The 17,242-nt window shown below is 63.1% G+C and carries 12 protein-coding genes; 8 read left to right on the plus strand and 4 right to left on the minus strand.

Annotation, left to right across the window (positions count from 1 at the left end; translation table 11 throughout):
- Positions 1–35: 35 nt before the first annotated feature.
- Genes AB5Y85_RS02530 through AB5Y85_RS02555 form a run of 6 tightly spaced genes read left to right on the plus strand, consistent with a single transcriptional unit; the run spans position 36 to position 8,532 of the window.
- The gene (locus AB5Y85_RS02530; RefSeq protein ID WP_319920208.1) at positions 36–1,091 is read left to right on the plus strand and encodes an efflux RND transporter periplasmic adaptor subunit; all 1,056 of its coding nucleotides are present in this window, start codon (positions 36–38) and stop codon (positions 1,089–1,091) included.
- Complete coding sequence (locus AB5Y85_RS02535; protein ID WP_319920196.1) at positions 1,084–4,260, plus strand: efflux RND transporter permease subunit; 3,177 nt, start codon at positions 1,084–1,086, stop codon at positions 4,258–4,260. Before AB5Y85_RS02530 ends, AB5Y85_RS02535 begins: the two co-directional genes overlap by 8 nt.
- Before the next feature lie 27 nt (positions 4,261–4,287).
- Entirely contained in the window at positions 4,288–5,427 is a 1,140-nt protein-coding gene (locus AB5Y85_RS02540; RefSeq protein ID WP_319920195.1) for an efflux RND transporter periplasmic adaptor subunit, read from the plus strand.
- Positions 5,420–6,118: an ABC transporter ATP-binding protein gene (locus tag AB5Y85_RS02545; protein WP_319920194.1), complete on the plus strand. Its 699-nt coding sequence runs from the start codon at positions 5,420–5,422 to the stop codon at positions 6,116–6,118. Before AB5Y85_RS02540 ends, AB5Y85_RS02545 begins: the two co-directional genes overlap by 8 nt.
- Entirely contained in the window at positions 6,119–7,333 is a 1,215-nt protein-coding gene (locus AB5Y85_RS02550) for an ABC transporter permease (protein ID WP_319920193.1), read from the plus strand.
- Positions 7,333–8,532, plus strand: a complete 1,200-nt coding sequence (locus tag AB5Y85_RS02555) for an ABC transporter permease (protein WP_319920192.1) — start codon at positions 7,333–7,335, stop codon at positions 8,530–8,532. The genes AB5Y85_RS02550 and AB5Y85_RS02555 overlap by 1 nt, the downstream gene beginning before the upstream one ends.
- Before the next feature lie 51 nt (positions 8,533–8,583).
- On the opposite strand, the gene AB5Y85_RS02560 is transcribed toward AB5Y85_RS02555, so the two are convergent.
- A complete protein-coding gene (locus tag AB5Y85_RS02560) occupies positions 8,584–11,046 on the minus strand; it encodes a diguanylate cyclase (protein WP_368221127.1) in 2,463 nt (820 codons plus the stop codon).
- A 428-nt stretch (positions 11,047–11,474) separates the two neighbouring features.
- On the opposite strand from AB5Y85_RS02560, the gene AB5Y85_RS02565 reads away from it, so the two are divergent.
- The gene (locus tag AB5Y85_RS02565) at positions 11,475–12,491 is read left to right on the plus strand and encodes a lipoate--protein ligase A (RefSeq protein ID WP_368221129.1); all 1,017 of its coding nucleotides are present in this window, start codon (positions 11,475–11,477) and stop codon (positions 12,489–12,491) included.
- Between the two features lie 224 nt (positions 12,492–12,715).
- Positions 12,716–14,410, plus strand: a complete 1,695-nt coding sequence (locus AB5Y85_RS02570; protein WP_270795408.1) for a pyridoxal-dependent decarboxylase — start codon at positions 12,716–12,718, stop codon at positions 14,408–14,410.
- A 146-nt stretch (positions 14,411–14,556) separates the two neighbouring features.
- Here the strand turns inward: AB5Y85_RS02570 and AB5Y85_RS02575 are convergent, their stop codons facing one another.
- From AB5Y85_RS02575 to yiaY, 3 genes are all read right to left on the minus strand, one after another.
- The gene (locus tag AB5Y85_RS02575; protein WP_368221131.1) at positions 14,557–15,186 is read right to left on the minus strand and encodes an NAD(P)H-binding protein; all 630 of its coding nucleotides are present in this window, start codon (positions 15,184–15,186) and stop codon (positions 14,557–14,559) included.
- A gap of 171 nt (positions 15,187–15,357) precedes the next feature.
- On the minus strand, positions 15,358–15,696 hold the full coding sequence (gene bamE, locus AB5Y85_RS02580) for an outer membrane protein assembly factor BamE (RefSeq protein WP_005337980.1): 339 nt from the start codon (positions 15,694–15,696) through the stop codon (positions 15,358–15,360).
- A gap of 136 nt (positions 15,697–15,832) precedes the next feature.
- The gene (yiaY, locus tag AB5Y85_RS02585) at positions 15,833–16,984 is read right to left on the minus strand and encodes an L-threonine dehydrogenase (protein ID WP_368221132.1); all 1,152 of its coding nucleotides are present in this window, start codon (positions 16,982–16,984) and stop codon (positions 15,833–15,835) included.
- Between the last annotated feature and the right edge of the window lie 258 nt (positions 16,985–17,242).

A 17,242-nucleotide genomic window follows, 5' to 3' on the forward strand; every position in this document is an offset into this window, starting at 1 on the left:
GAAGTGACAGATTACGCCAGGGAAGGAGAGTAATGATGGAAAAGATCCGGTTGCTGGGGATCACCTTGTTGGTGATGACATCGCAGGCCATGACATCCCCCCGGGCCTTTGCCGCGGACGGGGAGCCTATTGCCCCACTGACAGTGCCCCCGTTGACAGTGGCGCCACAGCCGGTGACCGACTGGTTGACGCTGGATGGCACCGTCAGTGCCATCAATCAGGGGACGGTGGCGGCCCAGACCAGCGGCCGGGTCTCCCGCATGCTGGTGGATGTGAACGATCAGGTGCAGGCGGGGCAGCCGCTGCTGGAGATCAGCGGCAAAGAGCAGTTTGCCGCTGTCACGGGTGCCGAGGCGCGGCTGGCGCGGGCGCAGGCTCAGCAAGTGGAAGCCGAGCGCCAGCTTGCCCGCTTTCAGGCGCTGATTGCCAAGGGGGTGATCACCCGCGCCCAGCTCGATAATGCCCAGGCGACGGATCGCGCCGCCCGCGCCGAGGTGAACGCTGCCGATGCGGCCCTCACTCAGGCCCGTGAGGCCTACGGTTATACCCGCATTCTGGCCCCTTACGCCGGAGTGGTGACCAAACGGCTGGTAGAGCTGGGGGAGACTGTCGCCCCCGGTACCCCGCTGCTCTCCGGCTTCTCTCTCGACACCTTGCGGGTGGAGGTGGAGTTGCCCCAATCCGCCCTGACGCTTGCTCGTGAGCCTGCGGATGTGCAGGTGCTGCTGCCGGATGGCAAGCTTGTTACCCCGGTCAAACTGACCCGCTTCAATTATGCCGACAGCCAGAGCCACGCCTTCAGGTTGCGCCTCGACTTGCCGCCGCAAACCGCCGGGGTATTGCCCGGCATGTGGCTCAAGGTGCAGCTCAAGCAGGGTGAGCGTCAGGTGTTGCAGGTGCCGGATCGCGCCCTGCTGCGGCAAGGGGAATTCAATGGCGTCTATCTGCAGCAGCCCGCTGGCTGGGCCCTGACGCCGGTGCGGGTCGGCCATTGCTTTGAAGGGCAGTGCGAGATCCTGGCCGGGCTGCAAGCCGGTGACAAGCTGGCTCCCGATGCCTGGGCGCAGCAGCAGGAGGTGGCCCATGAGTAGCGAGCTGAACGGCAACAAGGAGAGGCTGGGGCCTGCCGGTCGGCTGGCTGTGCTGTTCCAAGGCTCGGCCATCACGCCGCTGCTGGCGCTGGTGGGGCTGTTGCTCGGTCTGTTTGCCGTGCTGGTGACCCCCAAGGAGGAGGAGCCGCAGATCGATGTCACCTTCGCTGATGTCTATATTCCCTTCCCGGGAGCCACTCCGGCTGAAGTGGCCTCTCTCGTCACTACCCCTGCCGAGCAGGTGGTCTCCCAGATAAAGGGCATTGATACCCTCTACTCTTTTTCCCAACCCGATGGCGCCCTGCTGGTGGTGGTGTTCAAGGTGGGGGTGAGCCGCGAGCAGGCCATCGTCGATCTCAACAACCAGCTCGACTCCAACCGCGACTGGCTGCCACAGGGGATCGGAGTCGGTCAGCCGCTGGTGAAACCCCGGGGGATCGATGATGTCCCCATCGTCAGCCTCACATTATGGAGCAAAGACTGGAACAAAGAGGGGAGCAAACAACTGGGGGCACCCGAGCTGACCCGGGTCGCCCATGAGCTGGAGACCGAACTCAAGCGCATTCCCGGTACCCGCGATGTTTACAGTCTGGGCAGCCAGAGTGCCGTGCTGCGGGTGATGCCGGATCCGGCGGCCCTCAGCGCCCACGGCATCAGCTGGAGTGAGCTGAGCCAACGTCTTGCGGCCGCCAATCAGGTGGGCCCGACACAGGCTATCGAGCAGAACAACAGTGAGATCAAGGTGCAGGTGGGGCAGTTCCTGCAAAGCGAGCAGGAGGCCCGCGAGCTGGTAGTGGGGCTGCACGACGGCAAGCCGGTCTATCTGGGGGATGTGGCCAGGGTCTCTCTGGGTCAGGAGACTCCGACCAAACGCAGCTGGATGGGGCTGGGGCAGGCCAGTTATCCGGCGGTGACCCTGGCCATCGGCAAGCAGCCGGGCCAGAACGCGGTCGAGGTGGCCAAGCGGGTGGAGGCGCGGGTTGAGAGTCTCAAAAATCGGCTTATCCCTGCCGGGGTCGAGGTGACGGTGACCCGGGACTACGGCGTCACCGCCGAGACCAAATCCAACACCCTCATTGGCAAGCTGATTTTTGCCACCACGGCGGTGGTGCTGCTGGTGCTGGTGAGCATGGGCTGGCGCGAGGCGCTGGTAGTGGGGGTGGCCATCGTCATCACCCTGGCGCTGACCCTGTTTGCCAGTTGGGCCTGGGGCTTTACCCTCAACCGGGTGTCGCTGTTTGCGCTGATCTTCTCAATCGGCATTCTGGTGGATGACGCCATAGTCGTGGTGGAGAACATCCATCGCCATCGCGGTTTGGGCAGGGGGTCGCTCAAGGATCTTATTCCGGGGGCGGTGGACGAAGTGGGGGGGCCGACCATACTGGCGACCCTGACCGTGATCGCGGCCCTGCTGCCGATGGCCTTTGTCAGCGGTCTGATGGGCCCCTACATGAGCCCCATCCCCATCAATGCCAGCATGGGGATGCTTATCTCCCTGCTGGTGGCCTTTATCTTCTCCCCCTGGCTGGCGAGCCATTTGCTCAAGGGGGAGGTGCAGGCTGCCCACGGCGAGGCCAAGGCCGGCCTCTTTCACCGGCTGATGACCCCTTTCCTGATCGGTGAAGGCGCCAAGCGCGCCAGACGCAAACTCTGGCTGGTGGTGTTGCTGTTGGTCGGGGCCGCCACCGCCATGCCGGTGGTGCAGTGGGTTGTGCTCAAGATGCTCCCCTTTGACAACAAGTCGGAATTCCAGCTGGTGCTCGATATGCCTGAGGGGGCAACTCTGGAGCAGACCGAGCGCACCCTGCTGGCGGTTGGGCGGGAGCTTGCCAAGGTGGCGGAGGTGAAGGATTACCAGATCTACGCCGGCACCGCTGCCCCCATCAATTTCAACGGGCTGGTGCGCCACTACTTTATCCGCAGCGGCGCCAACGTGGGGGATATTCAGGTCAATCTGGTGGACAAGCATGAGCGGGATCGCAGCAGTCACCAGATTGCCCAATCGGTTCGGGCGCCGCTGCAGGCTATCGCCAGTGCGGCAGGGGGCAACCTCAAGGTGGTGGAGGTGCCGCCCGGCCCGCCGGTCTGGTCCCCCATCGTTGCCGAGATCTATGGCCCGACTCAGGCCGCCCGCGAAGCGGCCGCTCGCGCCGTACAGGCCCGTTTTGTGGCCACGGCGGATCTGGTGGATGTGGATATCTATCTGACCGACCCGCAGCCCAAGTGGCGGCTGGTGGTGGATCGCAGCAAGGCGGCCCTGCTCGGGGTCGATCTCGGGGAGCTGGTGAACACCCTCAATGGCGGGGTGGGTTATCAGGATGCCAGCTGGCTGCAGGGGCAAGGCGCCAAGTATCCGGTGCCGATCCGCATCGAACTGGCTCCCGGTGACAAACGGGATCTGGCGGGTGTGCTGGCCCTCAAGGTGCGCAGCCAGAGCGGCCAGCTGGTGCGGGTCTCCGAGCTGGTGAGTCGCCGTGATGAGGTGGCCCCCAGCTATATCATGCACAAGAACATGCAGCCCATGGTGATGGTGGTGGCCGACATGGGTGGCCACACCGACAGCCCGCTCTACGGCATGTTTGCCGCCGGTGCCAATATCGACCTGCCCCAATATTACGTGCAGCAGCCCGACAAGCTGGGGGAAGTGGCGCTGTTGTGGGACGGAGAGTGGAAGATTACCTACGAAACCTTCCGCGACATGGGTATCGCCTACGGGGTGGGGATGATCCTCATCTATCTGCTGGTGGTGGCCCAGTTCCGCTCCTATCTGGTGCCACTCATCATCATGGCTCCCATTCCGCTCACCATCATCGGGGTGATGCCGGGCCACGCCCTGCTGGGGGCCCAGTTTACCGCTACCTCGATGATCGGGATGATCGCCCTGGCCGGGATCATCGTACGCAACAGCATCCTGCTGGTGGACTTTATCGAGCAGCAGCGCAGCGCCGGGGTGGCGTTCGAGCAGGCGGTGATCGAAGCGGCGCAGGTGCGGGCCAAACCCATCATGCTGACGGCGTTGGCGGCGATGATCGGAGCCCTGTTTATCCTCGATGATCCCATCTTCAACGGACTGGCCATCAGCCTGATTTTCGGGATCCTGGTCTCCACTTTGCTCACCTTGGTGGTGATACCCTTGCTCTATTATGCCCTGCTCTCCCGACGCTCATGACGGGAGTCACTAGCGAAAGGATGCGCGATGAAGAGAGGTTGGTTGTGGTGGGGAAGTGGCGCCGTGGTAGCGGTGGCTGCTGTGGCATGGTGGTGGCGACCGCAGCCGACGCCGATCAGGCTGGCAGAGGTCGGGCGGGGGGATGTGCTGGTCACCGTGGTCAACACCCGGGCTGGCACCATCAAGTCGTGCCAGCGGGCCGGGCTCAGTCTGCCCGGTGGCGGCGTGGTGGAGCAGATCGCCGTCAAGGCCGGGGAGCGGGTGGCGCAGGGAGATCTGCTGCTGACCCTCTGGAGTGACGATATTCACGCCGATCTCGCCCGGGCCCGCGCCCAGCAGGCCCTTGGCAAGACCCAGCGCGAGGAGCGTTGCAGCGAGGCGGCCTACTACGAGCGGGAGGCTAACCGGCTGGCCACCTTGCTGGCCAAAAACCTCACCTCCCGCACCCTCGCCGAGCAGGCCCAGAATCTGGCCGATACCCGCCGCTATGTTTGTCAGGCATCCCGTCAGCAGGAGCGGGTTGACGAGGCGCAGGTCGCCCAGGTGGAGGCCCGCTTGAGCGAGCGCCGCCTGCTGGCGCCGTTTGCCGGCGTGGTGGCGGAGGTCAACAGCAAGCTGGGCGAATATATGACCCCCTCACCGCCCGGGGTCGCCATGCCTCCGGTGATCGATCTTATCGACGATCGCTGTCTGTATGTCTCTGCCCCCATCGATGAGGTCGATGCCGCCCGTCTCAAGATGGGTCAGTCTGCCCGGGTACTGCTCGATGCCATGCCCGGGCGCGATTTTGCCGCCACCGTCACCCGCATCGCCCCCTATGTGAAGGAGCTGGAGAAGCAGGCCCGCACCGTCGAGGTGGAGGCGGCGCTCACCGCCCTGCCCACCGATGTGCCCTTGCTTATTGGCTACAGTGCCGACCTTGAGGTCGAGGTGACCCGCGCCACCGAGGTGCTGCGGGTGGCGGCCAGCAGCCGGGCCGACGATGGCAGCGTGTTGCGACTGGAAGGGGATAAGCTGGTGCGGGTGCTGCCCCGCTGGGGTGTGGAGAACTGGAACTGGATTGAGGTGGCCGAGGGGCTCGCCGCCGGTGAGCGGCTGGCAGCCCAGCCCGGACAGATTGTCGGGGAGGGCCCTTTCAGCGCCGCCACGGAGCAGCCGGATGAGTAATCTCATTCGCCTCGATGCCGTCAGTCGTCGCTTTACTCTGGGTGGCAGCGAGGTGGCTGCCCTCGATCGCGTCTCTCTGCGAGTTGCCGAGGGGGAGTATCTGGCGGTGATGGGCCCCTCGGGATCCGGCAAGTCGACCCTGCTCAATGTGCTGGGGTTGCTGGATCGGCCCGACGAGGGGCGCTACTGGCTGGGAGGGGAGGATACCGCCACCCTGTCAGAGCCGGCGCTGGCCCAGCTGCGCGGCCATCGTATCGGTTTCGTGTTCCAGTCGTTTCACTTGATCTCCCGCCTCACCGCCCGTGAAAACGTCGAGCTGCCGCTGATGCTGTGCGGGATTGCTCCCGCCGAGCGCCATCGCCGCAGCCAGCAGTTGCTGGGGGAGTTGGGGCTGGAGAACCGGGCCGGACACCGCCCTGCCGAACTCTCCGGCGGTCAGCGTCAGCGGGTAGCCATCGCCCGTGCCATGGCAATGGCGCCGCGGCTGATCCTGGCTGACGAGCCCACCGGCAATCTCGACTCCCGCTCCGGGGAGGAGGTGATTACCCTGCTGGAGGGGCTCAACCGGGAGCAAGGGATCACGCTGGTGGTGGTGACCCACGATCCGCGCCTCGGGGAACGAGCGGGCAGGCGGATACTGATGAACGATGGCCGTATCAGCACCGATAGCACTCATAGTGACGGAGGCTGAATGCGGCGGCCCGATGTGATCCGCTTTGCCGCCGTGGCCCTGCTGCGCCAGCGCTCACGGGCACTGGTGCTGATCCTGGCGGTGAGTCTGAGCGTCACTTCGGTGCTGCTGCTCACCGCGCTGGGGGAAGGGGCGAGGCGCTATGTGGCCGACCAGTTCAGCTCCCTTGGCAAGGATCTGCTGGTGATGTTCCCGGGCCGCAAGGAGACCACCGGCGGGCTGCCGCCGGTCACCGGCAACAGCCTGCGGCAGATCACTCTCGATGACATGCACTATCTTGGCCAGCACCAGCCAAACGTGCGGCTGGTACCGCTGGTGATGGGCTTTGCCGAGGCCAAACAGGGGGCGCGGCTGCGCCAGACCATGCTGCTTGGCAGCAGCAACGGGCTGCGCGATACCCACGGGCTGGAGCTGCTCTCCGGCCGCTGGTTGCCGGGGGATGCCGCAGAGGATCGACCGGCCGTCCTGCTCGGGGCCAAGGTGGCCCGGGAGCTGTTCGGTCAGGCCGACCCGGTCGGCCAGTGGCTGCGTTTTGACAATCGCCGTTTTCGGGTGGTGGGGGTCTTCACCAGCCAGAGCAGCAATCTGGGGATGGATATGGCGGAAGCCGCGCTGATCCCGGTCGGCAGCGCCATGCGGCTGTTCAATACCGAGGGGCTGTTTCGGCTGCTGATCCAGCCGCTGGCGGGGCTGGCCGTGCCGCCGCTGGTCAAGCGACTGGAGCAGCTGATGCAGGCGCGCCACGGGGTGCTCGATGTGACCGTGGTGCGCCGTGACGCCATGCTGGCCACCTTCTCCACCATTCTCTCGACTCTCACCCTGGCGGTTGCCGGTATCGGCGCCATCAGCCTGCTGGTCTCCGGCATCATGATGATGAATCTGGCGCTGATCAGCACCCGCCAGCGCACCGGCGAGATCGGTCTGTTCAAGGCGCTGGGGGCCGACAGTCGCCAGATCCGCCAGCTGTTTTTATGGGAGGCGCTGCTGCTGAGCGGCGGTGGCGCGCTGTTTGGCACAGCCCTGGGCTATGCCCTGGTGGCCCTCGCCGGAGTGATTTGGCCCAGTTTTCCGGCGGCGGTCCCTTTGCTTGCGACCCTCTGCACCATACCGGCGGCCCTGCTGACCGGGCTGTTTTTTAGCTGGCTGCCCGCTTCCCGGGCGGCACGGCAAGATCCGGTCAGTAGCCTGCGCAGCGGGCAATGGAGTGGGGGCTGATGCGCGCCGCTGATCTGCTGTTCTGGCTCTGGCGCGCCTTGCTGGCGGGGCGCAGTCGCAGCCTGCTGTCGGCGCTGGGTATCGCCATCGGGATCGCCTCGGTGACCCTGCTCACCGGTATCGGCGAGGGGCTCAGGCTCTATCTGCTCGACAGTTTCTCCCAATTCGGTACCCGGCTGATCGCCGTGACCCCGGGCAAGACCGAAACCGCCGGCGGGCCGCCCGGCATCCTCTCCAGCAGCCGTCCCCTGCTGCTGGAGGATGCCGATGCCCTCGCCAGATTGCCAGGTATCGAGGCGGCACTGCCGGTGGTGCAGGGGCAGGGGGAGGTGCGCAGCCGCGGGCTGACCCGCAGCACCGCCATTCTGGGCACCGGCCCGGCGGCGCTCTCCGGCTGGCGACTCACCCTGGTGCAGGGGCGCTTTCTGCCCGCCGATGACAGTGCCATGCCCCGCGCCTATGCGGTGCTGGGCGCCAAGGTGGCGGCGGAGCTGTTTCCCGGTGGCGATGCGCCGGGCAGCCTGCTACGCGCCGGTGATCGCCGCTTTCGGGTGGCCGGGGTGCTGGCCCCCAAGGGGCAATTTCTCGGTTTTGATCTGGACGACATGATCTATCTGCCCGCCGCCCACGCCCAGGCGCTATTCAACAAGGAGGGGCTGCAGGAGATCGATGTCATCTATCGCGCCGGGCAGACGGAGGCCGACATCTCGGCCCAGATCCGGCGGGTGCTGATCGCCCGCCACGGCGCCGAGGATTTTACCCTCACCTCCCAGCAGGACATGCTGACCAGCCTCGACAAGATCCTCTCCATCATCAAACTGGCGGTTGGCGGGCTTGGCATTATCTCGCTGCTGATCGGGGCGGTCGGCATCTTCAGCATCATGAGCATCGCCCAGCAGGAGCGGATCCCCGAGGTGGGCTTGCTGATGGCGCTGGGTTGCCCGCGGCGCCGTATTCTGCTGCTGTTTCTGCTCGAAGCCGTGGTGCTGGCGCTGCTGGGCGGGGCTATGGGGCTGACCCTGCTTGGCGGGCTCAAGCTGTTGCTCGCCTTGCTGGCGGCTGGCTTGCCGCTCACCCTCCATCCTCTTTATCTGCTGCTGGCACTGGGTTGCAGCGCCCTGGTCGGTCTGCTGGCCGGGGTTGCCCCCGCATTGCGGGCAGTGCGTCTCGACCCTGTGGTTGCCCTGCGAGGTGATTAGGCGACCCCTTCTGCGACCGGCACGCTGCGCTCTGGCCTGAACAGGGGGGGACTAGGCGACCTCCTCCGCAACCGGCACGCTGCGCTCTGATCTGAACAGGGGGAAGTAGCGGCGATCCGCCTGACTCATGTGGCCGACCACCAGCTCCTGAATGATGAAGTTGAGCAGCTCGTCGTTGCCCAGCTTCCCCGCTTTGGCGGCGTGCAGCAGCTGACCTGCCTTGTTGAGCAGGCGCTGGTGATCCTGGCGGTGGCTGGCCAGCTCCCGATAGTCGATCTCCGCCAGCATCTGCTCTTCAAAGGCGAAGTGGTGACGGGCCATCTCGAACAGGCTTTCCAGACTCTCCAGAAACGGGGCCGGGTGTTCGTGTTGATCCTTGACCCGCTCCAGCAGCCGGTTGGTCAGCACGAACAGCTGGCGATGTTCGGCATCGATACGCGGGTGACCGCACTCGTGGCCGGGTTGCCACAGCAGGGCGCCCTGCTCCGGATCAAGCCCTGCGCTAAAGAGGCAGACCCGGCCACGGCCGCGATGCTTTGCCTGATACATCGCCTGATCGGCCTGGTGCATCAGGGTCTTGGCATCCTCTCCGTGCTCCGGATAGAGCGCCAGCCCGATGCTGCTGGAGATAAGCAGCTCCTGCCCCTCCAGCTGGAACGGATCGCGCAACTGGCGGTGCAGCTTGTCGGCCACCGCCAGCACTTCATCGCCGGTATCGGGCAGCAAGATGACGAACTCGTCGCCCCCCAGCCGTGCCACCAGATCCTGCTCCCGCACACAGTGACGCATTCGTTCGGCCACCAGATTGAGCAGGATATCCCCGGTCTCGTGGCCGAAGGTGTCGTTGATCGGCTTGAAGTGATCGAGATCGATAAACATCAAAGCCAGCGGACGGGGCGCCTCCTGATCCAGCAGCTCCTTAAGCCGTTGTTGCAGCAGGCGGCGATTAGGCAGGCCGGTGAGGGGGTCGTAGAAGGCGAGGCGGTGCATCATGGCCTCCCGCGCCGCCCGCTCGGTGATATCCCTTGTGACGCCCAGGATCGCCTCGGGTTGGGCCGTGCCACTGCCATGGAGCGTGGTGATGGTCTCGGTCGCCACCAGATGGCCATGTTTGTGACGCAACTGGGTGCGGATGACGCGGCGAGTCTGGTCGTGTTCCCCCCGTTGCCAGGCGGTGAGGGTGGCGGAGATCTCCTCGCGCAGCAGTTGCCGCGAGGCATCCGGCAGCAGTTGCTTGAGTGGCATGGCGAACAGCTCGGGAGCCTCGTAGCCGCTCAGGGCGGCGATGGCCGGACTGACATAGCGAAAGCGCAAGCTGCTGGCATCCATGGTCCAGATCACATCGGCGCTGTTCTCCGCCACGAAGCGGTAGTGCTGCTCGCTCTGGGCCAGTTCACGGGTCAGCCGCTGGCGATCCCGCGCCTCCTGACGCAGCCGCAGATAGAGGTGCAAAAAGATGCCGAGCAGGGTCATCAGGGTAAAGGTGACGAGCATGGCCACCGCCACGCTCTTGTCGAGCAACTTGCGCTGCTGGCGCAGCCGCTCTTGTGCCGGGTCGTAGATAAAGTGGTCGAGGTTGGGCAGCACCTGGAGCATGCCCGCCTCCAGATAGGTTTTGGCGATCTGAAGCCAGCGCTCCTGCTGCATGTAACCCGGTTCGACAAGATCCGGCTGCATCAGCGCTCTGGTTTCGCGGGCCTCGAACGCCAGCTGTTCACGACCCGCGCCGCTCGGGTACTGCTCCATGATCAGGTTGATCATCTCTTCGGGGTTATCCATCGCATAGCGCCACCCCTTGAGGCTGGCCTGCTGGAAGGCGTAGACCCGATCCTGTCGGGTGATCAGCTCCCGCTCGGAGGTAAACAGGTTGTCACCGTAGAAGTCGAAGCCGACGGTACGCGGTCTGAAGACCCGATAGGGGATCCCTTTTTGCTGCAGATAGAAGGGTTCGGTGGAGCTGTAGGCGCTGATGGCATCCACCTCGCCCGCCAGCAGTGCCTGCAGTCCTCTCTCATAGGGAACAGTGACCCAGTCACGGCGCTCGTTATGCCGGGTCAGATAGGTCAGCAGCTCGTTGGAGCCCGGCTCCAGCATCAGCCGCTTGTTGGCCAGATCCGCCGGGTTGCGGATATCGGGCCGCTCCAGCGTCAGCAGCACCAGTGGCGAGTGTTGCAGCAGGGCGGCGAGCACCACCACTGGTCGGCCAGCGGCCCGGTCCAGCAGCAGGTCACTGCCGCTGATGCCAAAATGGGCCTTTCCCGAGATCACCTCGCTGACCACATCGGTCCGGTCGTTCGCCTCGCGCAGGGTGACCCGCAGACCGGCATCCTGATAGAAGCCCTTGGCGATGGCCGCGTAGTAACCGGCAAACTGGAATTGATGTTGCCAGGGCAGTTGCACGATGACCTGCTCCTCGGCCCGCAAGGGGGGAGAGATCAGGGTGGCGATGACCATACTGACCAGCATCGGCAGGAACCAGCTGGGGCGCTGGCGGGGGTCGGCGTTCTCCGTCATACAGCGTTCTCTCGGGAGGCGGTGTCTAAGCTAGATTCAAGCAATTCGTTGTAACCTGCAAGGGGGGTGAAGGCGTTTGCAATGGGGTGTCCGAGACATTAAAAGTCATTTTTGTGTCATTCATCACACTCGATATGCGCATACTGTTTTTTGGCGAGTTATGTGACGAAGAAGAGAGCCATATGGCCAATTAAAGTGGTCGCATTCTAGCCATTTTTTCCCGTTTTTATCGTTGTCTTTGTGGTTTGACTGCATTTTTTTCGTGGTTTCACGTCAAGTTGTGTCGTTATATCAAAAGATACTTTTATGGGACGGTCGGGTGTGAAGCCAATGTATCCATGCTGCTGCGCGCCGGTTAAGGTGAAACGGGTCAGTGGTGGCCCCGTCAGTGTTATCATGTTGCCCCCTGTTCCGGATAAGGTCCTGTTATGTCCCGCTTGCGTCTTCTTATCTCCGACTCTCACGATCCCCTGTTCAATCTGGCTGTCGAGGAGTGCATCTTCCGCCAGATGGACCCCGGCCAGCGGGTGCTGTTCCTCTGGCGCAACGCCAATACCGTGGTGATCGGCCGGGCCCAGAACCCGTGGAAGGAGTGCAATACCCGCCGCATAGAAGAGGATGGCGTGACCCTGGCGCGCCGCAGCAGTGGTGGTGGCGCCGTGTTCCACGACCTTGGCAACAGCTGCTTCACCTTCATGGCGGGCAAGCCGGAGTATGACAAGAGCATCTCCACCGCCATCGTGCTGGACGGGCTCAAGCGGTTGGGGATCGAGGCCTTTGCCTCCGGTCGCAACGATCTGTTGGTGGCCACCCCGGACGGGGAGCGCAAGGTATCGGGGTCAGCCTATCGGGAGACCCTGGATCGCGGTTTCCACCACGGCACCCTGCTGCTGGATGCCGATCTTGGTCGCCTCGCCAACTACCTCAATCCCGACCCCAAGAAGCTGGCCGCCAAGGGGATCAGCTCGGTGCGCAGCCGGGTGGCCAATCTGTGCGAACTGCTGCCGGGGATCGACCATCAGCAGGTGAGCGAGGCGCTTACCGAGGCGTTTTTCCACCACTACGGTGCGCGGGTCGAACCCGAGCATATCTCCCCGGCGCAGATGCCGGATCTGCCGGGCTTTGCCGAGCCCTTCGCCCGCCAGCGCAGCTGGGAGTGGAACTATGGCCATGCCCCGGCGTTCAGCCATCTGCTGGAGGAGCGCTTTGGCTGGGGCGGCGTGGAGCTGCACTTTGATGTGGAGAAGGGGGTTATCACCCGGGCGCAGCTGTTCAGCGATACCCTGGAACCCGCCCCGTTCGATCTGCTGGCGGCCGAGCTGGCGGGTTGCGACTATCGGTCGGAGGCGGTCGCCGCGCGCCTGCAGCCCTGGCTGGCAGCTTTTCCGCAGCAGCAGAGCGAGCTGATGGAGTTTGCCCAGTGGCTGTTGGCCTCCCTGCGTTGAGGGGGGACGGTGCGCTGATGGCCGTCTGGTAGTAAGGACTCTGTCAGCCAACATGTGAACGAGATCACGAAATGCAAAGAGGCGCCCCAAAGGCGCCTTTTTGCCAGCCCTTGTCATGGCTGATGCATGACAAAAAGTAGGGTAGGCCATTAGATATTGTCGCTGTCGGCACCGCTGGCACAGGGGTATAACGGCCGCACATTTGCTGTACTAATGGTATAAAAATGAGTGACTTAGTTTATCTGAAAGACGAAAGCGTCAACGCCGTCCACCCCGAGTTCTCAAACCGGTTTGCAGCCGTAAAAGCCAACTTTTTCTCGCGCAATCCCGATCTCTGGCCGGTTTTTCGCGAACCCGGCTTTGCCACCCTCAATGAATTTCGGGCCCGTGGCCTGGCCCCGGATGCCCGTCTGAACGCCTGGCCAGATGGCCGCGCCCGCCTTGCCGATCTCTGCGAGACCATGCCGGTGCCCGCCACCATGCGCACCCCGGGCGAGCCGATGGCCGAGCTGCTGTTTGCCGCCGCCCTGTCGAAGGATTGGGAGAACCCCTCCAGCGTCGAGAACGTCATCACCATGTCGGCGGATCCCGCCATCTACGGCGCCCAGCTGGGCATTCTGGCCAACCCCAATCTGGTCTACTCCGAATATGCCGGGGTGGCCGAGGAGCTGGAGAAGAAGGTGGTGCGCCAGATAGCGCTGCTGGCGGGTTATGATCCCGAGCGTGCCACCGGCATCTTCACCCAGGGGGGCACCTTCTGTAACCTCTATGGCTACCTGCTCGGCATTCGCAAAAGCCTGCCGGAGGCCAAGCACAAGGGGCTCGGCCACTATCAGGATTACCGCATTATCAACTCCCAGGGCGGTCACTACTCCAATATCACCAACCTCTCCCTGCTTGGGGTCGATATCGAGAACAAGACCATCCGCATTCAGGTCGGCGAGAACAATGACATCGATCTTGACCACCTCGAGCGCACCCTGACCGCCTGCTTCGCCCTGAAGCACGTGGTACCCACCATCATGCTTACCATGGGCACCACCGACACCTTCGGGGTGGATCAGGTGAAACCCGTGTTCGAGCTGCGCAATCGCCTCTGCGAGCAGTTCGAGGTGACGGTCAAGCCGCACATCCACGTCGATGCCGCTATCGGCTGGTCGATGATCTTCTTCCTCGATTACGACTTTGCCACCAACCCGCTCGCCATCAACAGCGCGACCCTGGCGGGGATCGAGCGCAACGTGGCGCGTTTTGCCGAGCTGAAATATGCCGACTCCTTCACTGTCGACTTCCAGAAGTGGGGCTATGTGCCCTACACCTCCAGTCTGGTGATGATCAAGGAGCAGGATGATCTCAAGGCGATGGAGAATGACCCGGAGAACTTCTCCTATTTTGAGCGGGACATTCAGGGCCAGACCCACCTGCAATCCACCATCGAGTGCTCCCGCGGCGCGAGCGGCCTGTTCGGTGCCTATGCGGCGCTCAACTACATGGGGGTCGAGGGGTATCGCACCGTGCTGGCCCACTGCCTGCAAAATGCCAACTACTTCCGCTTCCGGCTAAGCCAGCTCGGCAATGTCAAGTTGGTGGCGCAGGAGAATCAGGGGCCGAGCGTTGGCTTCAAGATCTACAACCCCGAGTGGGTGAGCGATCCGGAGGCCGAGTTCGCCTTCGAGCTGGCCCGCTCCAGCGATCCTGCCTACAAGGCCCGTTTGCAGCGCAACACCGACTACCACCGCAGCCTGTTCAAGGGGCGCGGCAAGGTGGGGCTCTACACCAACTGGGTGGAGGCGGTGGCCCACTCCGACTACGACGCACGGGGCAAATACTCCTACATCGCCGGAGAGAAGGCGGTCTTTATGAACCCCGCCTGCACCCGCGAGCAGATCGACGCCTTTATCGACCATATTCGCGGTTGAGGGCGGTTGCCCTGACTGCCGAGCGCGGTCAATGGTGGCAAGAGGTGGTTGGGGTGTATCACGCCAACAGATAGACGAAGGGCAAGCCGGCTGGCTTGCCCTTCTGTTTTCACGACTGAATGCGAAAGCGGTGGAAAAGGCCGGGCTCAGAGGGCCAGCAACTGCTCGTTTTCGACAATCTCGCACCCGGCGGGCAGTTTCGAGAGGGCGATCATGGCGCGAGCCACCTGACGGGCCTCGATGGCGCGCCAGCGGGCGAGCTTGCCCACCAGCAGCGGTCGAAACAGCGGGTAGATGGTCTGAAAGACCTGCTCGGAGAGGCGCGGTGGCTGGCGATCACCCAGCAGCATGGCGGGCCGCACGATGGCGAGCCGTGGCCAGGATTGGGCCAGCAGGGCTTGCTCCATCTCTCCCTTGGTACGCGGATAGAGAGCCGGGGACGATGCGCTGGCCCCCATGCTCGAGACCACGATCAGCCGTTGACAACCGTGGCGGTGGGCCAGCTCGGCAAAGGCGACCACGTAGTCGAGATCGACCCGGCGAAACGCCTCGGCAGAGCCCGCCTCCTTGCGGGTGGTACCAAGGGCACAGAAGGCGATATCGACCGGGCGGGAGAGGGTGACGCTGGCCAGATCATCAAAATTGACCGGCAGCCAGTGGTGCGCCTCCTTGCCCGGCTTGCGACAGAGCAGGGTCAGTTCATGTTCGGCAGGCAGTTGCTGCACCAGTTCGCGACCGATCAGGCCGCTGGCTCCGGCAATCAGGATCCGGCTCATGGGGATTCTCCCTGTGTCATTCGATGGTGTTGATGCCATGGTGGCTGCTCATCAGCATCAGGCAATTTGCGAGCAGCTGCAATGGGGAGGAATGACTCAGTGTTGTCGGGCAGGATACATAACGCTGGGCTGGATAAAACAAAACCGGCGCGAGGCCGGTTTTGCGGGATATCAGAGCGGGGTATTGAAAGCTGCTGGCAGCGGGAAGTCACCCGTCACTGTGGTCAGCCTGTCGTTGGCGAAGGTGACAGTGAGCTCTTTGCGCTCCTTGTCGCCGTGGCCCGGCTGGAATTCATAGAGGTAGTACCAGGTGTTGGGGTCAAAGCCGTCACGCAGCATGGGGGTCCCCAGCACATAGCTGACCTGCTCGCGGGTCATCCCCTGGCGCAGTTTGTCGACCTGTTTTTGTTCCACATAGTTGCCCTGGGGAATATCGATACGATATACCAGGCTGCAACCGGAGAGGGTGAGGGCGGTCAAAGCCGCGGCAATCAGGTGTTTCATCCGCATATCGAGTTCAGATCATCCATACAGTCTTTTTGGCTCGGCAAATCATACCGACTCCCTCCACGGAAGTAAAAAGCCATTGATCCATCAGCCAATAAAAAGGGCCGCACTGCGACCCTTTCTGGCAATCCGGCAGCCGTTACATCGCCGCGCGGAAGATGGCAACGATCTCTTCGTGGCTCGCCTGTTTCGGGTTGGTGAAGCCGCAGGCATCTTTCAGGGCGTTGCTGGCCAGGGTATCGAAGTCATCGGCCTTGACGCCGAGCTGCTTCAGACCGGCCGGGATCTTCACATCCAGCGCCAGCTGCTTGATGGCGGCAATGGCAGCGGCGGCGCCCTGCTCGTCGTTCATGGCGCTCACATCCACCCCCATATAGCGGGCGACATCCTTCAGACGAGCCGCGCTCACCTGGGCGTTGAACGCCTGAACGTGGGGCAGCAGCACGGCGTTGCAGACACCATGGGGCAGGTCATAGAAACCGCCCAGCTGGTGGGCCATGGCGTGCACATAGCCCAGGCTTGCGTTGTTGAAGGCCATGCCGGCCAGGAACTGGGCATAAGCCATCTGCTCGCGGGCATGCAGGTCATCGCCATGGTGAACGGCGGTGCGCAGGTGCTTGGCAATCAGCTCGATGGCCATCACGGCGCTGGCATCGGTTACCGGGGTGGCGATGGTGGAGACATAGGCTTCGATGGCGTGGGTCAGGGCATCCATACCGGTGGCGGCGGTGAGACCGGCTGGCTTGGCCAGCATCAGCTCGGGATCGTTGACCGACATCAGCGGGGTAACGTGCTTGTCGATGATGGCCATTTTCACGTGGCGCGCTTCGTCGGTGATGATGCAGAAGCGGGTCATCTCGGAGGCGGTACCGGCGGTGGTGTTGATGGCGATAAGCGGCAGTTGCGGTTTGGCGGAGCGATCCACCCCTTCGTAATCCTTGATGCTGCCACCGTTGGCGGCGACCAGCGCGATGCCCTTGGCGCAGTCGTGGGGCGAGCCGCCCCCCAGCGAGATGACGCAGTCGCAGCCGTTGGCCTTGATCATCGCCAGACCCGCTTCAACGTTGCTGGTAGTGGGGTTGGGTTTGGTCTCATCGAAAACTGCGCTTTCAATGCCATGTTCAGCCAACAGGGTGGTGAGCTTGGCGACCACGCCGATCTGGTTGAGGATTTTGTCGGTGACGATCAGCGCCTTGCGATAGCCGTAACCCTTGATATCGGCGGCAGCCTCTTGCAGACAGCCGGCACCCATCAGGTTGATAGCGGGAATATAGAACTTGAATGTAGCCATGATGGACTTCCTATAGTTAGCCATTAAGTGGTAGTTAAGAGCTAGGCTACCATCTAGAAAGGGATACAAAAGCATCTTGTTTACAACTTTACGGGGTCGATCACGAGTCGTTAATTAAGCGCTGAACCAGGCTTGACTTTCCCGCATCTGACTCGATTTACAGAAAAACGTTTGTCAATTATTTCATTGAGTTAGCAAACGTTTTGCGCAATGTTTGTCACTGTCAATGCGTGGAAGTGTGAGGCGCTTCAAGGAATT

The sequence above is a fragment of the Aeromonas sp. R3-1 genome, assembly GCF_040908345.1.
In the GTDB taxonomy this organism is placed as follows: domain Bacteria; phylum Pseudomonadota; class Gammaproteobacteria; order Enterobacterales; family Aeromonadaceae; genus Aeromonas; species Aeromonas veronii.

What these genes read in the sequence shown, in the direction of transcription:
- AB5Y85_RS02530 (WP_319920208.1), top strand. Translation starts at nt 36, where the DNA reads ATGGAAAAGATCCGGTTGCTGGGGATCACCTTGTTGGTGATGACATCG.
- AB5Y85_RS02555 (WP_319920192.1), top strand. Translation starts at nt 7,333, where the DNA reads ATGCGCGCCGCTGATCTGCTGTTCTGGCTCTGGCGCGCCTTGCTGGCG.
- AB5Y85_RS02575 (WP_368221131.1), bottom strand. Translation starts at nt 15,186, where the DNA reads ATGAGCCGGATCCTGATTGCCGGAGCCAGCGGCCTGATCGGTCGCGAA.
- bamE (WP_005337980.1), bottom strand. Translation starts at nt 15,696, where the DNA reads ATGCGGATGAAACACCTGATTGCCGCGGCTTTGACCGCCCTCACCCTC.
- AB5Y85_RS02570 (WP_270795408.1), top strand. Translation starts at nt 12,716, where the DNA reads ATGAGTGACTTAGTTTATCTGAAAGACGAAAGCGTCAACGCCGTCCAC.
- yiaY (WP_368221132.1), bottom strand. Translation starts at nt 16,984, where the DNA reads ATGGCTACATTCAAGTTCTATATTCCCGCTATCAACCTGATGGGTGCC.
- AB5Y85_RS02545 (WP_319920194.1), top strand. Translation starts at nt 5,420, where the DNA reads ATGAGTAATCTCATTCGCCTCGATGCCGTCAGTCGTCGCTTTACTCTG.
- AB5Y85_RS02550 (WP_319920193.1), top strand. Translation starts at nt 6,119, where the DNA reads ATGCGGCGGCCCGATGTGATCCGCTTTGCCGCCGTGGCCCTGCTGCGC.
- AB5Y85_RS02565 (WP_368221129.1), top strand. Translation starts at nt 11,475, where the DNA reads ATGTCCCGCTTGCGTCTTCTTATCTCCGACTCTCACGATCCCCTGTTC.
- AB5Y85_RS02560 (WP_368221127.1), bottom strand. Translation starts at nt 11,046, where the DNA reads ATGACGGAGAACGCCGACCCCCGCCAGCGCCCCAGCTGGTTCCTGCCG.
- AB5Y85_RS02535 (WP_319920196.1), top strand. Translation starts at nt 1,084, where the DNA reads ATGAGTAGCGAGCTGAACGGCAACAAGGAGAGGCTGGGGCCTGCCGGT.
- AB5Y85_RS02540 (WP_319920195.1), top strand. Translation starts at nt 4,288, where the DNA reads ATGAAGAGAGGTTGGTTGTGGTGGGGAAGTGGCGCCGTGGTAGCGGTG.